This is a genomic window from Methanosarcina vacuolata Z-761 (assembly GCF_000969905.1).
In the GTDB taxonomy this organism is placed as follows: Archaea; Halobacteriota; Methanosarcinia; order Methanosarcinales; family Methanosarcinaceae; genus Methanosarcina; species Methanosarcina vacuolata.
In genome coordinates, this window is the sequence record NZ_CP009520.1 from 4,291,563 (window position 1) to 4,310,704 (window position 19,142).

The window sequence follows — 19,142 nt, forward strand, 5'->3', positions numbered from 1 at the left end:
CTTATAAGCCCTCTTACATACTTATAGATCCTTCAATATATAGCATTATTCTGTTTGTACTCTATTTGTATTATGTTCATAGACGCTTGCAGATGTTCGCAGATATCCGCAGCATTGTATTAAATTTGCAGTATGTTTGCGCCGTGTTTGCATTACGTTTATCTTTCCAAAGTCTTTAAGAGAAATTACATAAAATCCCCTGAAAAGACTCTATACCCGAAAAATCAAAAAATATATAACAAGAGACGGAAGGTTTCTAATTATGCCTGAAATAAAACTTGACAGATCGATCTCATATCTCGAAGGTACACAGCGAGTATATGACGAAGCCACAACCCTGGAAAACACTAAAGATGAGGTAAAAAAGATAGGAGTTACCCGAATTGCAGATATTACAAACCTTGATCGGCTCGGAATCCCTATTTTTTCGGCAATCCGCCCCAGTGCCGCAAAGGGAGCGATCAGTATATACTCAGGCAAGGGCTCAACCGAGCAGCGGGCCCGAATTTCAGCGATAATGGAGAGCTTTGAGCGCTGCCTTGCAGAAAGGCCTGGCCTGAACGCAAATATTAAAGGGGAAATTTCTGCCCCGGCTTTTGTGGAGTCCTATATCAGAGCCACAGAAAACTGCACAGTGCTCGACCCGGAAACACTACTGCTACCCCAGCCTTATCTTCCCCAGTCTTTGCTTGAATGGGTTGGAGCATACGATTTGATGAACAATGAAGAAGTGCTCGTAAGCTCTAACTCGGTTTACCATCCGTACGACTCGCCCGGACAATGCCAGAAACTCTTCCTGAGCAATACCAATGGGCTGGCGTCCGGAAACGTGATTGAAGAAGCTATTCTCCACGGGATGCTCGAGGTTATAGAAAGGGATGCAATCAGCATAGCACAATTTTCCCGCAATCTTGGAAAAGAAATCGTGCTGACTGAAGAAAACGGATATTTGTACGAACTTGCCAGCAAATTTAAAGATGCAGGAATAGAGCTCAAAATCTGGCTGGTTCCGAGCGATACCGGCATTCCGACAGTAATTGCGGTAACTGACGACATAAAACTCAAAGATCCCGCGCTTCTTGTCATGGGGGCAGGCTCCCACCTGAAACCCGAAATTGCAGTTTCACGGGCCATAACCGAAGCTGCCCAGTCGCGAGTAGTTCAAATCCAGGGAGCAAGGGAAGATACGGATAGAGAAGGCTTTATCCGAAGTGTAGGATACGACCGCATGAAACGTTTGAACCGGTTCTGGTTCGAAGAAGGAGAAAAAATTTATCTTTCTGAAGTGCAGGACCTGTCCAGAAAAAGCCCTGCAGAAAACATCGATGTGATCCTCGAAAAACTTAAGGATCTTGCCGAAAGAGTGCTGGTGGTAGACCTCTCAAGAGAAGAGATTAAAGTGCCGGTTGTCCGAGTAATAATTCCCGGATTCGAACTTTTCACTATTGACAGAGATCGGAAAGGAAAAAGGATCGGTTCTCAAAGGAAGAAAGAATTCTCCAGAAACAAAAATGAAAAGCCATGGAAGAGACGATGAAAACAAAAGCGGTAATCTTTACAGGCAACAGCATCAGCCATGAGGACGCAAGAAAAATCCTCAAGGCAAATTACCAGCCTCCTGTACGCAGATTCCAGCTTGAAAAATTCGTCCAAGAAGGGTATAAGGTTATAGGAATAATAGATGGCATCTTTTTTGACAGGGCGGCTGTAGGACACAGGGAGATTCTATCTGCGCTTGCTTCAGGAGTAAAAGTAGTAGGAGGCGCAAGCATGGGAGCCCTCAGAGCTTCAGAACTGGACACCCATGGGATGATAGGTGTAGGAAAGGTTTACGAATGGTATAGAGACGGTATAATCGAATCCGATGATGAAGTTGCAGTAAGCACAAATCCTGACACATTCGAGCCCATTTCCGTGCCTCTTGTCAATATAAGAGAAACGCTGAAAGCCGCACTCGCATCAGGACTTGTGAGTGAGGAAGAACATGACAGTCTTCTGAAACTTGCAATTGACACTTATTACCCCGACCGTAGCTATTTCGGGCTTGTAAAAGAAGGGGCGAAAAGGGGACTGATCCCGGAAGAAAAGAAAAAATCCGTTCTGGATTTTTGTACAGGCAATGAGGTTGACGTAAAAAGAGGAGATGCCGTTTTAGTGCTTGAAACCGTAAAAGAGCTGATTGAAGAGGCCTGAGATTTCAAACCTTCAAACCTCTCCTTTCAGACCTCTCTCAATTAGCAGTTTTTAATTTTCAAACTTATTCAGTATTTTATTTGTCCAGTCGTTTCTTTTTCCATTATTTTAGATATTCAATATTTTATTTATCCAGTATTTTATTTATCCAGTATTTTATTTATCCAGTATTTTCTTTTTCCAGTATTTTCTTTTTCCAGTATTTTCTTTTTCCAGTATTTTCTTTTTCCAGTATTTTCTTTTTCCAGTATTTTCTTTTTCAGCGCTTTACAATGTACAGCCTGATGATGTACAGACTTGCAATCAAGACAAGGAAGTTGTAAACCGCCCTGAAAATTGGAATATATTGATACTCAAACCAGATTTCAATTATCCGCTCTATGGAGAAATAGAGCTGGAAAGTGGCTACAAGAAGAAGCAGCATTGAAATAAGGAAGGCCCCTTTTTTGAAATTCTCCCTCATATCTGACACTTTTTCCGCTTTTGGCTCTGGTTTCATGTCTAAGTTTTCACTCATGCAAACCGCCTCCTCAGAATTACTGCCGAACAGAACAGGACCGCGGATAAAAATAAGCTGAATCCTGGTGCAGCTTCTTTTTCACTTGTATATCCCTCTTCAGGAATTTCTTCGGCTTCCACCAAATTTTCAAATTCACTTGTCTGAATTTCTCGAGCTTTAGTGGTACTTTTATCTTTAACCTCGACTATGGGGTTGAGCTGAATATAGTCTTCTCCACGCTCGACAATAGTATCATTGTTCCAGATCAGGACTTCTACAACGTAATTGTATTTGTCAGGCATTGTCAGATTGACAGTCTGGATAACTGTGGCTTCAGGTTTGATTTCTCCTGTGTGCGCCCAGACTTTATCCGCAAGCAGTCCGGCATCCATTTCACGGACCTTAACAAGCATACGAAAATCTTTGCTGGTTTCCCTACCTTCATTTGTCAGATAGATATCACTTTCAACAAGGACTTTTCCGTCTTCCACTTTTTTCACCCGGAAATCCATTTCGGGAATCCCAAGACCTGTTTCCTGTACATCGGCAGGCAGAGCATCCAGGTTGTAAACTTTGATTTTGCCATTGCCTTTCTGCACATCGTCCTCAAAAAGGACACTCTGAAGATCGTATCCTCCAGCTTTCGGAAGTGTCAGGACCTGACTCACTGATTTCGTAGTTCCTTTCTTTAACGCTCCGAGTTCTATCTTCTTCTGAGTTTCAAGCAGCCCGCTTCCCCGGCTATAGGCTTTAAGGAGAAGCGAGGTGTTCTTCGCATTGTCCCCCTGAACTTTTTCAACATACGTTGTGACGTTCAGGTCTATGAAAGCCGCCCCTATACGGTCTGCTGAGATGTCCATATCCCGAACATTGTAGTAGCTTTCTTCTTCAAAACTTTTAATACAGCCGCTCCCAAAGGTGAAAATAGTAACAAAGAATATTAAAAAGAAACTTCTCAAAAATAATGTTTGAGTAGACCTGGTTCCCAATTTTCTCAAGATCTGCCCTCCTCTTTAGTAATTATATTCCAATGTATATACTTTTTGCCTTCATAGACAACTCTTTCTTTTCTTTGGGAAACAATTGAATGAAAATTATTAATATGAACACATCAATATTCAGATAGAGGGTAAAATGTGGTGGTCAGAACATCGAATGCAAGTTTGAAGGATTCTGATTGCGGCCTGTGTATTTGAACATACTGAAAAGTCTCAAACCTGTAAAAAGGATGGGAATCCGGAATGTGAGAATACAAATTCAGAAACACAAATAGAGAACATGAGGGGTAATTATGGAAGGAGATATTGAAATTAAATCTAAACCGAGAAGGCAGATAATAATCGCTACCGATGGCTCAGAAACTGCAAACGAAGCCGCAGATTTTGGAATCGAAATGGTTGGGTGCAGTGGAGCAAAAATATATGCTGTTTATGTCATCGACACGACACCTTATCGCTCAGTTCCACTGGATAAAATCTGGTCAGACAAAGTACTTGAAGAATTCGAAAAAGAAGGCCGTGAAGCAACCTCTTATATAGAAAAGATTGGAAAAGCTGCAGGAGTGGAAGTGGAAGTCAGGGTGCTTAGAGGTAATCCGGCTGAGAAAATTGTCACTTTTGCAGAGGATAATAATATCGATATGATCATAATGGGTTCGCTTGGGAAAAGTGGATATGAGCGCGTACTACTTGGAAGCGTATCTGAAAAAGTTATAAGGCATGCAAAAATTCCGGTTCTGGTTGTTCGAGAACGGCATAAAAGTGAGAAAAAATTGATACAGGAATAACCAGTTCTGAGTAGGTGACAGCTCCCACGAATAAAGATTCGTGTCTCGCCGTCCACCGTTTCAAGTTTTACCTTTGAAACTTCTTCAAAGAACCTTATACTCGGAGTTTCAGAGCAAAGTCAAACGGTTTCTGTAGCATTTACAGCTTCCGAACAAAACTTGACAATCTAGTATATACTCGAAAATGCAAAAACATTATCAGTGAAGGCATTATAAGAGAGTTGACGGCTGTATCCCAAAAATAAAGTCGCGGGAATGAGCCTTAGACACTCCTAAATTAAACGATCTAGCCAACTTGGCAATCTAGCCAACTTAGATAATCTAATCTTTTTAGTGAGTCGATCTCAAATTCAAATTTTTTTATTTTGAAGCTTATCCTGGAACTGATCTTTTGAATAATCAAGTTTCCGATCATGAAAGCAATTTAAAAATATAAATTAGTAAACAATAAGATGAATTCCGGTATTGTCTCAATAATAATAGATCTAATAGATCTAATTAATAGATCCGTACTCTAAGAGGAGTAAGTATAGAGGAAAGTAAGTACGGATGAGGGGAGTAAGTAGAGGGGAGAGTAAGTAGAGAGGAAAGTAAGTACGGATGAGGGGAGTAAGTAGAGGGGAGAGTAAGTAGAGAGGAAAGTAAGTACGGATGAGGGGAGTAAGTACAGAGGAAAGTAAGTACGGGGGGAGTAGGTATAGAGGAAAGCAGTGAACTTGAATCCAAACCGCAAAAACGAATTCTGATCGCTACTGACGGCTCAAAAGCTTCTGAAAACGTAGCGGATTTCGGGATAGAAATTGCGAAGAACAGTGGGGCAAAGGTCTATGCTGTATATGTCATCGATGTAACTTTTCTTGACTCAATTCTGATGGATGAAACGTCGGTAAAAAATGTCTACGCAGAGTTTGAGATAATTGGTAGTGAAGCAATAAGTCTCATAGAAGAAAATGCAAAAGCTGCAGGAATAGAAGCTGCGCCCATACTACTTAAAGGAAATCCGGCTGAAAAAATCCTGGATTTTGCTGAGAATCATAAAGTTGACATGATTGTCATAGGGTCTACTGGAAAAAGCGGGACTGAACGTTTTATGCTTGGAAGCGTATCAGAAAAAGTTGTAAGGCATGCAAAGGTCCCGGTACTTGTCGTACGTGCGAGATTTAAACCTGAAAGAGTCTTCAGTTACGGTAAAAGGGATAAAAAAGTCTCAGAAAATATCGTATACGAAGAGACGCAATGAAAAGCCGGAGGAAAATTTTTCAAAAAAGGAATGGGGGGAAATCAATGCTGAGTGAAAAAGACGCAATGAAAAGCCGGAGGAAAATTTTTCAAAAAAGGAATGGGGGGAAATCAATGCTGAGTGAAAAGATGGAAGAAGCACTGAATGAACAGATCAATAAAGAACTGTACTCGTCTTATCTGTACCTTGCGATGTCAGCTTATAGTTCATCAGTTGGGCTTCCGGGCTTTGCCCACTGGTTTAGAGTCCAGGTTGAAGAAGAAAACATTCATGCAATGAAGCTCTTTGATTACGTAAACAACCAGGGTGGGAGGGTTAGACTTAAGGAGATCAAAGAGCCACCTATGGAATTCGGAACAGCTATGAATATGTTCCAGCAGACATTGAAGCATGAACAGTTCATCACCCGTTCAATTCATGAACTGGTAGAGCTTGCCAACGCTGAAAAGGATGAAGCTACAGCTTCTTTCCTGCAATGGTACGTTGAAGAGCAGGTAGAAGAAGAGGAAAATGACAACGAAATTATTGCCAAACTGAGAGGTGTCGATAAAAACGAATATGTCATTCCCTCAGTTGACCAAGAGCTGGCAAAAAGACTTCCACCCAGATAATTATTTTAAATCTTGATTCGATTCAAAAAATATTATCCGGGAAGCTATTTCTTTCAATTCTCTTATTTTTGTCCACTTCAAAAGTCACTTCCTGACCATTGGAGTGCCACACTTTTCACACTTGACCTCAATGCAGGGAACACCCGGTTTATGAGGCAACTCATATCCGCATTCAGGGCATATGCACATTCCTTCGGGACCTCCAGAACTTCTTCCACGGTTACTGCACCTTCCATTGCCTCCTCCACCTATGCCCATTCCAGGTCCCCTACCTTCGGGACCACTACCGTCTCCTCCTGGCATCCTATAGTCTCCTCCTTCGATTCGTACTGATTTTCCATAAACAAGTGCTTCGGTTATCTTTACAAGTGCTCTTTTAAGTGTCCTCTGGAAAGTAGATTGGTGAATATCCATGCAGGTTGCACCCTCTGTTTGGGATAAATTTTCCAGGAAACTTAATCTCATGGTTTCAAGTTCATCAACTGTCAGGACTACTTCTTTCAGATAATCCTTTTCTAAATTATCCTCTTCTAAATCCCCAGGTTTGAAGTGCCTCATTTGATGCTCGAAATTCACCAATTTTCGTTTCCTTGGGCGCACCATTATGCATAATAATGCGTAATTTTAGATATAATTTATCATTCTGTGCAATACCTAAGAAAGAAAGTTTAGAAATTGAGTAAAGGATTATGCAGTCAGGTATTAATATATGAAGCCTGAAAAGCACAATAAAATGTCAAGCAACCTGGAACTCGATATTGTGAAAAACAGTTTTGAATGGCTCTCTGCCCAGCAAATTCAGTCCGTAAAGGAACTTTCAAGTACCTTATCCGCACACGCCCTCTGGGCACTCCCAAACCCTTACATAACCCGCCTGATTCTTGAACAGGATAATAACGGTTCCTGGAACTCTTCAATCAGGGACACCGCAAGGGCCTGCTCAGCCCTTTCAACAGAAGGAATCGTATTCATGGCTTCAGCAAGATGGCTGCTTGCCAGAAAAAAAGAAAATTCCTGGAATGGGGACGTTTACGATACAGCCTACGCCATTGCAGCTCTTGCAGACATGGGAACTCGGGATAAAGACGGATGCAACTGGCTATCCGAAAACTATTGCCCTGCCTGGGAACAGGTCGGCACCACATCCCTCATAATTACAGCTCTCAAAAAGCAGGATAATCTGGCAAAAACCAGAACGTTTGAGACTTTTATCCAGGAAAAAGCCAGATGGATCCTTTCAAAAAAAGAGCCGGACGGTGGCTGGAAACATATTTCCACAAGCAATCTTGCAATCCAGGCCCTGCTTCTTGCAGGTTTTAAAGATGAAGTTGAAGATTCAGTCCACTGGCTCCTTGAAAATGTCCACGAAAACGGAGCCTGGGGAAATAAAGACGATGATATCAATGCCACTGCACTGACTCTAAGTACCCTGGGACTTTATAGAAAAAATTGAGAGTCTAACGGGATTTGTCTTTAGGATTTGTCTTCAGGATTTGTCTTTAGGATTTTGTTTTTCCTTCTTTTATTTTCAGCATACCACTTCAATTGTTTTTAATCTGACACTGCTTTTTTGCAGACATCATTTTTGGCACTTAGATAGGACTTACTTGCGATTTCCATACTGCCTTCCATTTCAGTAATACTCATATCAAAAGTCCGGGCATAATTTAAGACATTTTTATTGAATTCACTTCCCATAGAAATCTCATTACTGATTTTGACGACCCTTTTATAATGCTTTTTCAAAAAACTGTCATTAAAGTCAGAAGTGTTGTTTGACTCCATTCTCATTTCTTTCCAGCTGGAAGCCCACATAGGAGTCAAGTATATCATACCTATTCCTTTCCCGCTCTGCATAACTTCAGCATAATTATCATTGCCCCCAAGAGCTACGCTGATACAGTCATCCACAATCTCTCCTTTTTCATCTTTGAGAAAATAAAGAGAGCAGGGAAGATCTTTAAAATCCGCTACCGTGTTCCTTAAAGAGTGCCCACAATTTCCATAGAAAATAAGAATACCATCTGAAAAAGCTGCCATTTTCCTGATATTCTGGTAGATTTCAGACCTTAAGAGTTCGCAATCTGCGTGCAGGCCAAGCTTCAGAGTATTTACAACGACAATAGGCTTTTCCCTGTTCTTTTGTTTACTCTTTCCTCCGGTATTATGAGGTATTTTATTAAAAAACGGAAATTTCAATAAAAGTTTCAAAATATTCACAGATACAGAGTTATATACAGAGTTATATACAGAGTTATTTGCCTCTTTTAAAAAAATAGGTACTTTTTCCAGAGGAAAAAGTTTTGGCTGGCAATTTATGGATTTAAGCTTTCGAACAAACCTGATACTTTGCCTGTTTTCAACTACAATCAATTGATTTAAGTCATGGTCTTCTGAGAGGACATATGCCAGTTCGTCTTCAAGCATTTCACAGGCAATTATGCTAAGTACAGGCATCTGCTCACCATTCAGTTACAAATATAAAATTTTAAAATTTTTCAACATTTTGATTTTTCCTAAATCTCCATTTTGAGTTCGTTATAGCAATCTTTAAAAATTTCCTGATTACCATCATCGAATTCCAAAATTTCAAAATCAAACAAATCTGCAAATTCCCGAATAGAAGCGTCAAAATTTTCAGTATATTTAAGGCCGGTATTAATCTTGGCGACTCTTTTGTAACCAATCATTTCGTGGGTTTTTTTCATTAATTTCAATGCTTTGGCTGGATCTTTGTTTAGCTTATTCAGGTCGAGTATTTCCCTCCAGCCTTTGCTGTACATGGGAGTAAAAAGGTATGTTCCAGCATCACTAACACTTTTAAGTATCCTTAGATAGTTCTGGACTCCCCCCACAGTAGCCCCTATGCAGTCATCTACAATCCTGTGATCTTTGTCTTTAAGAATACGGACCGGACACGAGATTGAGCTACGTTGGAAATCTTTTTCAACGTCCCCCAGTACATTCCCACATAAACCGTAAAAGAGCAAAATCCCAGATGAAAAAGGAGCAAGAGTCTGTATAGTCTCATATACCTTAATTTTCAACTCTTTAGGACTTCTATGAAGACCCAGTTCCATCAGATGAATCAGAACCGTATATTTCTTGCATTCGCTTTTGATTTCGGGAAGTGAGGAAATGTCTTCCAGAGAGAGCACTTTATATTGAAGGTTTACTTTATCCAGCTTTTCTACAAATTCCCGAATATTTTCATTATCAACTACAAGGACTTCATCAATGGAAGAGTCATTTTCAAGAATCCAGATAATTTCGTCCTGCATTATCTTGCATGAAATAATACTCATAATGGGCATTGAAGCATCTCCACAGAAGTTATGCCAGAAAACCTAATTTTTTAGCAAACATAATTTTTAGCAACAGATTGATTAAGCAATAGATCGATTGTAGTAATAGAATATACTTACTTACATATAAGTAAGTACCGGTTAGGAAAAAATCAGTCCTTCCATCCAATGTCGGCTTTAATTAGAGAAATAGATCTAACAAGCGTTTTTCTTCCTCTTATACTGGAGAATTGTCTGGCACCCATCAAGGCTTCAGCTACTAATTCTGCACGTGCTTCTACAGAACCAGAGAAATTAAACTCCCCCTGTTCCAGACCCATTTTAAGAACCCTGGAAATCCAGGTCAGGATGTCATCCATCAACAAAAGGTTTTGCTTTTTAACTTTCTCCGGAAGTTCCTCAAAATCGAGAATTACCGAGCCTGGAGGGCAGATTCTTTTGCCTTCATCAAACTCTTTTAATGCGTAATCAAAGTAGTATTGAAGCTGATCACGGGCTGAGCCTCCGGAGTCCACTATTTGAGCAATATTTGCAGCTAAATTCTTTCTGCTGTCTTCGAGCAAAGCTGCAACTAGATCCTCTTTTTTGGGGTAATAATTATGAATTGCTGCATTTTTTATTCCCAATTTCTGAGAAATATCTTTGTAACTAAATCCATTATAGCCCCGACATTGCAAAAAATTCCTTGCGTAATATAGTATTTGCTGATTAGTCTCGTTCATATCTATTCATAAAAAACATTTATACTCGTTAATAAGTTAATTGAATAGTGTTTTTATTCATATAAACTTAGTCCTCCGATTTATTAGATGAGAAACATCTTGCATTTCACATTATATACACAAGTATTACACTATCCGGTTGTATCACACCCATCCGGTTGTATCACACCCACCCGGTTGTATCTTCTGTTTTGGTTGTCATAATCATCGCTCTTATAAGGCATCCCTCTAAAAAAGCCAGACATTCAAATTCCAGAAAGCATGAAGCATTTTTATCAAACAGAACCTGAACTTCACAAGGAAATTCATCGTCTCCATCATAATAAACGATTTGGAGAAGGATTTTAGGCAATGCTTTCAGAAGCCACGAATAACCGCCAGATTTCAGCTTGCCATTAAAAACCCCGCCTAATTTGCACATGGTTTCACTGAATGTTGCATAATCTCCACTGAATATTTTACCAAGCGGATCAGTCATCCATTTTGTATTTGTGCTGAATGTTATTCCTGTACCGGCAAGATTAGAAATCGGCATATATGAAAATGCAGGTTCACCCATACCTTTGGACAATGAATAGTAAGCCAGAACACTGAGGTTGTTGACATCAAACGGCTTACCGTCAGTCGGATTAATACCGCGAGAACTTATCTCATACTCTCGGCCAAGAAAATTGACAGATAGAGCACCGTCCGGGTGAAGAGACAGGCCAAGCCGTTCGGCAACTTCAAAAAAATCGCATTTGCTCAATTTGGGTATGAGGTTTTCATAAATTTGTTCATAACCACTATTCATAAAATACTCCCTTCAGTGCGCACCGAAGGTGCTGATTAGCTCTTATTTGGGTTATTAGAAATCCATTTTGAATATATCCTCAATACAGAAGATAGTTACTTACATATAAGTAAGTACTGGTTAAACAAACGATAAAATAAAAAATTTTGTTGTGGAAGGAATATCCAAAACTCTTAGAATTAAAAACAATAATACATAGGGTTTAAACTAATTAATAGCGAAAAGGGCAGCAGACTGCCGAAATGCTGCAACCGGCTGCCAAGCGAAATTAAGGTATTAAAGCACAGAATACAGCATTGATGCCGTTCCTATTCCAAGGGGCTCAGCTACAAGTTGAACGTCGTATTTCTTTCGAAGCTCTTCAGAAATTGCGCAGGGAATTCCTGGAGTTGAAAGCACGCAATTCTCCGAAAGTACGGCCTCAGGAATCGTGTTTGCGCATGGGGTCGCCTCGAAAATAGTGGAAAACTTTTTTGGATTTGCAGGATCGAGTGGGATAACCCCGAGGTCTGAAACAGCTCTCTTAAGGAGTCTTGCATCAGGATCATACCCGTAAACCCTGAAGCCTTTCTGCACAAGTTGGGCTGCTCCGGGAAAACCTACCTTTCCAAGCCCCATAACAAGTACGTCCTTTGAGTCGGCTTTCAGGTATCTGGAAGCGATCTCAGCATAAATTACACCTGTGCAGGGTTGATTATTGGCCATTTTTCCATTTTTGATGTTATGGGCAAGGAAAGTGTGGTCGTCTGCCATAAGGATGATCTCGGCTCCGTTCTGCACAGCTTCATAATAGCCGCTAACATCCGGCATATCCGTAACAAAACTGTCAAATCCGAAATACTGCGTAATTGCATGCAGGGAAGCAGAAAAGTTTCCTATTATCCCATTTCCTGAAGTTACAGGCACGATACCTACTTTTTCGGAGAGCGGGGAAGTACCGTAGAGAGCTTGACAGACGTCTTTTATATCAAGCCCTGTTACTTTTTGCACGACAGAGTCGGCTTCCTGAAGTTGTCTATTAATATTTATCAAATCATTTGGGGTTAAAAGTGCCATTTTTATCGCCATTTCCTATTTAGGAGAATTTAAATTTTATATTCATTAAACCTGGGGATTATAAATTATAATTTTCATGAATATAAGTTTTTAATACCCATTTATTGAAATTTGAGTTTTTTAGACATCAAATTCGTTAAATCTAAGTTTTAGAGCTTTAATTTCTTAAAATCTAAGTTTTTAATCCTTTTTATTATTTTTTTGTCCTCAAATTTATTCATTCATAAAATCGCTCCGAAACGCTCCTTTAGAACCGAAAGTCCTTTGCATTTTTTTGCTCCGGTTTCTTCCCTGTCCTTACCCCAGAAGATCAGGGTAAATACCGGATTTTCTCCTTTGCAAAGAAAAATCTCAATGCCGGGTTCTTCGTAGAATTTTCCATAGTCGCTACCCATGGAAAGTACCTGTTCTCCAACAGGAACAAGAACACCGTTTTCTCCGAGCAGTAGGTGCTCGTAAATGCAGTATTTTTTTTCTGGAAGAGATTTGATTTCCTCAACACCGTCAGTAAAGGCGTGGAAAAGAAGTTCTATCAGGTTGATTCCTGAAGAATAGTAAACTGCTGTCGGGGTCTGGCTTGGGAAACGGGCATCGATTTCGATTACCCTGAGACCTTTTGGGCTGAAGATTGCTTCCACGTCCATAATACCTTTCAAGGGAAGATTTGCTGCAAGAGCATGGGAGATCTGCCTGAATAAAGGATTCGCAGGAAGTGGAGTTACCATGTGGCAGTCATAAGTTTCGTCTATATGGACCAGGGTCTCTTTTACCACGGCGAAATGACTTCCATCCCCGACAACTTCGAGAGAAACAACTTCGCCTTCCACATATTCCTCAACCAGCATGTCAGGTTCAAGGGCCTCAAGCTCTTTGTCCTCATAAATTATCCTGGCGCCCACACTGCTGCTTTCACAGGGAGGCTTTACAAAATAAGGAGGGCTGGAGGGCCGGTCCTGCGGAGTTGGGACTCCTATGGACTTAAAATAATCTTTTGAGCGTTTTTTATCCCTGCTTATCCGATAAGCTTCAAAATCGAAAAGTACCGGGCAGGAGAATTTTTCTTTTATTGAATTCAGAAATTCGATGCAGGCCAGATTTTCGTTCACAGGAAGTATAGCATCAACCTTTTGTGAGAGCTCAAGGAGTTTTTCAGGTTCCTTTATTACATCAAAACAGTAAAATTCATCCGCGTAATTACGGATGAGGGCCTGTGGATTTTTATCCACCAGAACTACTTTCATTCCGGCTTTTTTAGATAGATACGCAGCTTCGAAGCCCTGGAGTTTCCCGCCTACAAGACAGATTGTTTTCAAGCTAGCACCCCAGGACTGCCTCAAAGTCAGCCTGCCGAGCAGGTTTCATTCCCATGGTTTCAAGCCTTTGGATCACGCTTTTTATGTCCCGATCCCGTTCTTTAAGTCCACGGTCATAGTTTGCAACGCCTTCCAGTTGGGAATCGGGAGGGAGGATAGAAGTAACAATATTTGCCCCTGCATTTAAGCGGCGAACCATGCCGTCAATGCCTTCAAGGTCAAGGGAGGCAGGGATGAGGCGTTTGGGAAACATTAACCTGAGAACAGAGATAATTTTCAGTTCCGAGAGATTTGATTTATCCCTGAAATCTTCAAGTGGAGTTCCTTCCTGAGGCAGGAAAGTCATAACTCTGACCATATCAGGATCGTTTGTGCTCATTCCCCTTAAGGACAGAATGGTGGATTCGATATCGTTTCCAACGCCGGTGAGTATTCCGTCTTCTACACAATACCCCTGATTTTTAGCAAAACGGCGTGCATTGACACGCCCATCGAATGACTGCCCAACTCTAAGTTTCCGGTAGAGTTCGGTGTCATATGTTTCCTGATAAAGGGCCAGGAAGTTTGCTCCTTTTTCCCTGGCTTTGAGAAGAGTAGCGTTATCCATCAAGCCTGGAGAAATCATAATGGGAAGCCCAAGTTCCTCTTTTACTACCTGGACAAGCTCAACGAAACGGTTCGGGTCTTCATAGTAATAGGGGTCTTCCCCCATGGTCAGGTCAACCATATGAAAACCTGCTCCTTTCAGGGTTTTGCAGGTTTCTTTTATCTCTTCCATGGTCAGTCGATAGCGGTTGATCTCGTTTCGACAGTTATAGTAGCAAAAGGAGCATTGATTTTTACAGTAAGTGGAGAAATAAATGAAACAATTAAGAAATACCCTGTTGCCAAAATAATGATCTCTTACTTTTCGGGCTGCAGAATAGAGCCTTTCCAGATCTTCTATGGATTCAAGGGAAAGAAGAGCCCTCAGGTCGTTATCAGTTAATTGATACCCTTCAATGACTTTTTCTCCCAAACTGTCAAATTCATCAAGTGCCATTTTTTGGATCAAAATTTCACCCTCTCATAGATTCTTCAGATATTTGACGGCCCTATCAGAGCCGATTGTCAATTTAATCTCACCATTTAGCTTATTTTGCCATATTGAGTTTTTACCATCCCGTTTTTGAATCAATATTGCCATTCAATGTTGCCATTCAATGTTGCCATTCGATATTGCCATTGATATTGCCATTCAATGTTGCCATTGATATTGTCAGTCAATGTTGCCATTGATATTGTCAGTCAATGTTGCCATTGATATTGTCAGTCAATGTTGCCATTCAATATTGTCAGTCAATGTTGCCATTCAATATTGTCAGTCAATGTTGCCATTGATATTGCCATTTTACTTTTTGCCATTAATACTGCTATTTTGCCTTTTGCCATTTGATATTGCCATTAGGTATCGCAATTCTTTTTGCCTTTCAGAGCTGCAATTAATTTTGCCATTTAGTACTGCAACTCTTTTTGACATCCAGTATCGCAATTCCTTTTTGCCATTTAATACAGTGTTTTAATATCTTCGACCGGTGTTTAGCGATTTTTAGTTACTTTGGGCGGACTTTCCAGCTTACAGGCTGGTTGAAATCCCATTATAGTAAGATTCGGACCTTGATGCTCTCTTAATGTTTTTAAAGCCGTGCATAACCTTGAGCAAACGCTCAAGTCCAAAACCTGCACCTATCCATGGTTTGTCAATACCCCATTCTCTATCAAGAGGGACTGGCCCGACGACTGCCGAAGAAAGCTCCAGGTCCCCGTGCATTATATCAAGGGTATCCCCATAGACCATACAGGAATCTCCTACGATTTCGAAGTCGATTTCCAGATAGTCAAGAAACTCTTTGATGAGGGCTTCAAGATTTTCCCGAGTACATCCCGAACCCATCTGACAGAAGTTCACCATGGTAAATTCTTCCAGGTGCTCTTTGCCATCAGACTCTTTCCGGTAACAGGGCCCGATTTCGAAAATCTTTATTGGATCTGGTAAAATCCTATCGAGTTTTCGCAGATAGTTGTAAAGAGTTGGGGCAAGCATTGGCCTCAAGCAGAGGTTTTTATCCACCCTGAAGACCTGTTTTGAAAGTTCAGTATCACTGTTAATACCCATTCTCTCCACATATTCTGCCGGAATAAGGATAGGAGACTTGATCTCCAGAAAACCCCGGTCTACGAAAAATTTCGTAATATCACGTTCGAGTTTGCCGAGGTAGTCTTCTCTATCATTGACATAGAGACGCTGAAAATCGTTTTTTCTTCTTGCCACAAGTTCGGACTCAAGTTCCCTGAAAGGCTTTGCAATATTCAGAGAAATTTTATCCTCTGGACTTAAGAGAGCCTCAACCCTATCAAGCTGGCTTCTTGTAAGTGAAGGAGCGGGAGCCGACTCGGGAACAGACGAATTTGGAGCTGATTTTGCAGGCGAAGGCACAGGTCTGGATGTGCTCGTTGATGCCTGTGCAGACACAGGATTTTCCAGAGGCTTCGAAGCCCTTGAAACTGATTTTGGCATGGCTTTTTTGACCTTTGGAGCAGAAACTACCTTAACCTTCACACTGGTTTTGCTTTCGGTTGATCTTGTGAGGAAATTATTGATATCCTCGTCCGAAACCCTACATCGTTTGCAGGTTTTCCTGTATTTGTGATGTCTGAATGCTCTGGCTGTTCTACAACTCCTGGAATTATTCACAACAAGATGCTCTCCACACGCCATTTCAATAGATATCTTACTTCTTGAGACCTCATAGTGCTTGATTTTGTGGAGCATTCCAGTCCTGGACATCCAGAGCCCGGTTGCAGATATTAAAACATCTAATGGTTTTTTGTCCATAGTGTCACCCCTGGTGAATTAAAAGCCCGGATGATTTCCAAGAAATAGTATTTCAAAATCCCGGCTTACGGAATATAAGCACGGAGCCAGCAATTTGCTGACAGCTACCCGGAAAATAGAAGCGATCCACACAACAGAAACAATTTATATAGTCTGGAAAAAAATCTCCAGCTTTTATAAAAGATTTCGGCGGAATGTTCTGAATGTATCTAGAATGTTATTGTATTACCATTCCGGGATTCAGAAATATGGCGGAAACCCCGGGAATCTAACCCGGCTGAACGGATTTAGAGTCCATTCGATCTACATGATCAGGTTTCCTCCTCGGCAAAATAGATTGAACAAAGCGTTTTGCTTCCTGTATGGTGGTCTTAATAATAATATAAAATAATATTATTTAGTATATATGATTATTGGTGGAAATCTAAGAAAAACAGGTTCTTATTTATAAATTTTTTGCAAGCCTTTTAAAAAAAGGTTGACCGAAAACCCCAGCAACGTTTGAATTTTAGGAAATTATCCCCGAACCCTATCGACGCGATCACAACCCTTTTCAAAAAAGGCTTGACCGAAAACCTCAGCAACATTTGAATTTGATGAACTTGTCCCAAAACACTATCGGCGTGATCACAACCCTTTTCAAGCCTGGTGAAGAAAAGGTAAAATAAAAGAAAGTGGGTGAAAATTTAGCCCACCATAAGTTATTTCGTTACTTCGCTGTGATGTTATTTCGTTACTTCGCTGTGATTTTCAGTTTCGTGATATCAATAGCATCTTCGGGACAGATGCCGACACAACGGCGGCAGCTTGTACCAAGGCATTTCTGGCTGTCGTATTTTGCGATTCTCTGGCCGTCTCTTTCTACTATTTCAAGGGCTGCTTCTGGGCATTCTTTTACGCATTTTTTGCAGTATACGCACTTTTCCACCAGAACTTCGAGTATTATGCCAATTTCTTTGAGTATAGAAAGCCCGCCTGACCCGACCTCTTCGATGTCTTTGCTGACTCGCTTTTCGATGCTTACATGTTCGAGAGTTTTCGGGAGGGGGGGCAGGCCGTAGAGTTCAAGCATCTGGTCATACGTCTCAAGTGGCATGCCCTGGGTCCAGTAGGAAAGTTCGCATAGGTAGAAATTATTGAAAGTCTCACTGGTCGCCATCATAAGGTGATCGGCAGTAATTTTCTTTGCAATATCAATTACGTCATTCAGCCTTGATTTTTCCAGCACAAGTTCCCGAGCAAGCGCAAGCGAGGTATTTCCAAACTGAACAATTTTTTTTGCATAACCCGGTGCGGCTCCGAGTCTGCGGGCGTCTTCAGCATCCACATAGGCTCCAGAGGCTCCTGACATATATGCGTACTCCAGGTCTTCATACTTGATTCCGGATTCAACGATCAGGGTCATATGGGCAGCCCGGATTGCTCCGATAGCTTTTCCGGCTTCTTCTACATCCTTTTCATTGATCTCAATCCCTGGACCCAGGATCAGCTTTCCATTCGGAAGTTTAGGAAGTTTTTCAATCAACCCGATTCTCAGTGCTAAAGCAAAAGCCGAGATAACTCCTGTGCCTGTGATTCCGACGGCTTCGAATCCATAGGACTCCTTTATCTCCCCTGTAATTGGATCTATAAGGTAAGCGTCCTGTTTTTCCATTTCCCTGTCAAGAACCATAATTCTCCAGTACTGTCCTTCAGGTTTTACATCACAGATCGCGCCAGGACTTGCGAGCATGCCTGAACTTATACCCTGCCCTTCAATCGCAGGTCCTGCTGCTGCGCTTGCAGTGATAATTCGACCCCCGATTTTCAGAGCCATTTCGGCATTTGTTCCGTAATCCGTGACAAGAGAAGGTTCGGGCTGGATAAGAAAATCGGTTTCAAGCATCATAGCCAGGGCGTCAGCTCCAATCTCGTGCTTGATTGCAGGGGGGACGATAACTTCACAGTTAGGCAGGTCTTTTTTCCCGAAAATTTCCGACGCAGGAAACACACGGGCATCTCTTTTTACATTCCTGACTCCAAGCATCTTCTGTTTATTTTCTCCTGCATAGGCAAGGTCCCTTATTTCAGTATTCTGGAAAAGGGAAAGCTGGATAGGGTTTCCACAGACTGCCAGCCTTTCCACCCTGGAAAGATCAACATCGAACCGCAGGAACATTCTCCTGACGGTCTCGATAATTACCTCATGAGCCACATCTTCACCTGTTGTGATTGCAAAATCCAGGTGATCCATGACATTTCCCCCGGGGAGGGGATGACCCATGGTTATAACTGTCTTTAAGGTTTTCTTCGTTTCAAGATCAATAAGCTGGGCTCTAAAACCGCTGGTACCCAGATCAAGTGCTATTCCATACATTTTTCAGGTCCTCCGGGAGCATATAATATGTTGAGGCGTCCGGCAGTATGAACTACCTCACACAAGGGGTGGGATATGAGGACTGTAATTTTAGTGAAGTTTCTAATTCGGCATCAATAAGGGAAAGGATATAATAATTTTAGAATTTTAATTATATAGATATAGTTAGGAATTATATAAACTATGTATCCTCTGCAAATTCAAGGACGAATTTTCCAACTATAAGAACATGGAAATCATTTTATTACACATTTATAAAGTTGAATGCCCCTTTTGAGCATGGTTTTCATATTTGGCTAAATTTTTGAATATTCAGCATAATTGTGAAATTACTTTTACCTGTATGATTATGGAGAGGATGTAAACTATTACTAATTGTTTCTAGAGGGATTA

General features: G+C 41.0%; 18 protein-coding genes. 6 read left to right on the forward strand and 12 right to left on the reverse strand.

Annotated elements, in window-relative coordinates; all coding sequences use genetic code 11:
- Positions 1–262 precede the first annotated feature (262 nt).
- Together MSVAZ_RS17715 and MSVAZ_RS17720 are read left to right on the forward strand one after the other, a co-directional pair.
- Positions 263–1,537 carry a YcaO-related McrA-glycine thioamidation protein gene (locus MSVAZ_RS17715; protein WP_048123139.1) on the forward strand — a complete coding sequence of 425 codons (1,275 nt, stop codon included), beginning with the start codon at positions 263–265 and terminating at the stop codon, positions 1,535–1,537.
- A complete protein-coding gene (locus tag MSVAZ_RS17720) occupies positions 1,522–2,193 on the forward strand; it encodes a TfuA-related McrA-glycine thioamidation protein (RefSeq protein WP_048123141.1) in 672 nt (223 codons plus the stop codon). Before MSVAZ_RS17715 ends, MSVAZ_RS17720 begins: the two co-directional genes overlap by 16 nt.
- A 259-nt stretch (positions 2,194–2,452) precedes the next feature.
- Here MSVAZ_RS17720 and MSVAZ_RS17725 read toward each other — a convergent pair whose 3' ends face one another.
- Together MSVAZ_RS17725 and MSVAZ_RS17730 are read right to left on the reverse strand one after the other, a co-directional pair.
- Positions 2,453–2,710 (reverse strand): hypothetical protein, encoded by a 258-nt coding sequence (locus MSVAZ_RS17725; protein WP_048123143.1) that lies wholly within the window; start codon positions 2,708–2,710, stop codon positions 2,453–2,455.
- Positions 2,707–3,690, reverse strand: a complete 984-nt coding sequence (locus MSVAZ_RS17730) for a DUF7490 domain-containing protein (RefSeq protein ID WP_048123145.1) — start codon at positions 3,688–3,690, stop codon at positions 2,707–2,709. The genes MSVAZ_RS17725 and MSVAZ_RS17730 overlap by 4 nt, the downstream gene beginning before the upstream one ends.
- A gap of 293 nt (positions 3,691–3,983) precedes the next feature.
- Here MSVAZ_RS17730 and MSVAZ_RS17735 point away from each other — a divergent pair, with 293 nt between their 5' ends.
- The 3 genes from MSVAZ_RS17735 to MSVAZ_RS17745 all read left to right on the forward strand — a co-directional run bounded on the left by MSVAZ_RS17735 (position 3,984) and on the right by MSVAZ_RS17745 (position 6,329).
- A complete protein-coding gene (locus tag MSVAZ_RS17735; RefSeq protein WP_048123147.1) occupies positions 3,984–4,478 on the forward strand; it encodes a universal stress protein in 495 nt (164 codons plus the stop codon).
- Between the two features lie 745 nt (positions 4,479–5,223).
- Positions 5,224–5,718, forward strand: a complete 495-nt coding sequence (locus MSVAZ_RS17740; protein ID WP_255352013.1) for a universal stress protein — start codon at positions 5,224–5,226, stop codon at positions 5,716–5,718.
- Positions 5,719–5,831: 113 nt separating this feature from the next.
- Positions 5,832–6,329 carry a ferritin gene (locus MSVAZ_RS17745; protein ID WP_048124320.1) on the forward strand — a complete coding sequence of 166 codons (498 nt, stop codon included), beginning with the start codon at positions 5,832–5,834 and terminating at the stop codon, positions 6,327–6,329.
- Between the two features lie 84 nt (positions 6,330–6,413).
- Here MSVAZ_RS17745 and MSVAZ_RS17750 read toward each other — a convergent pair whose 3' ends face one another.
- Positions 6,414–6,932 (reverse strand): DUF134 domain-containing protein, encoded by a 519-nt coding sequence (locus tag MSVAZ_RS17750; RefSeq protein ID WP_048123151.1) that lies wholly within the window; start codon positions 6,930–6,932, stop codon positions 6,414–6,416.
- 106 nt (positions 6,933–7,038) lie between these two features.
- Between MSVAZ_RS17750 and MSVAZ_RS17755 the strand changes: the two genes are divergently transcribed.
- The gene (locus MSVAZ_RS17755) at positions 7,039–7,782 is read left to right on the forward strand and encodes a prenyltransferase/squalene oxidase repeat-containing protein (protein ID WP_048123153.1); all 744 of its coding nucleotides are present in this window, start codon (positions 7,039–7,041) and stop codon (positions 7,780–7,782) included.
- A gap of 98 nt (positions 7,783–7,880) precedes the next feature.
- Here MSVAZ_RS17755 and MSVAZ_RS17760 read toward each other — a convergent pair whose 3' ends face one another.
- The 9 genes from MSVAZ_RS17760 to MSVAZ_RS17800 form a co-directional block, all read right to left on the reverse strand.
- Positions 7,881–8,786, reverse strand: coding sequence for a DUF1638 domain-containing protein (locus MSVAZ_RS17760; protein WP_048123155.1), 906 nt, complete (start codon positions 8,784–8,786; stop codon positions 7,881–7,883).
- Between the two features lie 59 nt (positions 8,787–8,845).
- A complete protein-coding gene (locus MSVAZ_RS17765) occupies positions 8,846–9,643 on the reverse strand; it encodes a DUF1638 domain-containing protein (RefSeq protein ID WP_048123158.1) in 798 nt (265 codons plus the stop codon).
- A 143-nt stretch (positions 9,644–9,786) separates the two neighbouring features.
- On the reverse strand, positions 9,787–10,356 hold the full coding sequence (locus tag MSVAZ_RS17770) for a TetR/AcrR family transcriptional regulator (protein ID WP_048123161.1): 570 nt from the start codon (positions 10,354–10,356) through the stop codon (positions 9,787–9,789).
- A gap of 163 nt (positions 10,357–10,519) precedes the next feature.
- Complete coding sequence (locus MSVAZ_RS17775) at positions 10,520–11,149, reverse strand: DUF3786 domain-containing protein (RefSeq protein ID WP_048123163.1); 630 nt, start codon at positions 11,147–11,149, stop codon at positions 10,520–10,522.
- A gap of 276 nt (positions 11,150–11,425) precedes the next feature.
- The gene (gene pylD / locus MSVAZ_RS17780; protein ID WP_157206132.1) at positions 11,426–12,217 is read right to left on the reverse strand and encodes a 3-methylornithyl-N6-L-lysine dehydrogenase PylD; all 792 of its coding nucleotides are present in this window, start codon (positions 12,215–12,217) and stop codon (positions 11,426–11,428) included.
- A 209-nt stretch (positions 12,218–12,426) separates the two neighbouring features.
- Positions 12,427–13,518, reverse strand: coding sequence for a 3-methylornithine--L-lysine ligase PylC (gene pylC / locus MSVAZ_RS17785; RefSeq protein WP_198146768.1), 1,092 nt, complete (start codon positions 13,516–13,518; stop codon positions 12,427–12,429).
- Between the two features lies 1 nt (position 13,519).
- Positions 13,520–14,572, reverse strand: a complete 1,053-nt coding sequence (gene pylB, locus MSVAZ_RS17790; protein WP_048123169.1) for a methylornithine synthase PylB — start codon at positions 14,570–14,572, stop codon at positions 13,520–13,522.
- A gap of 561 nt (positions 14,573–15,133) precedes the next feature.
- The gene (pylS, locus tag MSVAZ_RS17795) at positions 15,134–16,393 is read right to left on the reverse strand and encodes a pyrrolysine--tRNA(Pyl) ligase (protein ID WP_048123171.1); all 1,260 of its coding nucleotides are present in this window, start codon (positions 16,391–16,393) and stop codon (positions 15,134–15,136) included.
- A 733-nt stretch (positions 16,394–17,126) separates the two neighbouring features.
- Entirely contained in the window at positions 17,127–18,749 is a 1,623-nt protein-coding gene (locus tag MSVAZ_RS17800) for a methylamine methyltransferase corrinoid protein reductive activase (protein WP_048123173.1), read from the reverse strand.
- Positions 18,750–19,142 lie beyond the last annotated feature (393 nt).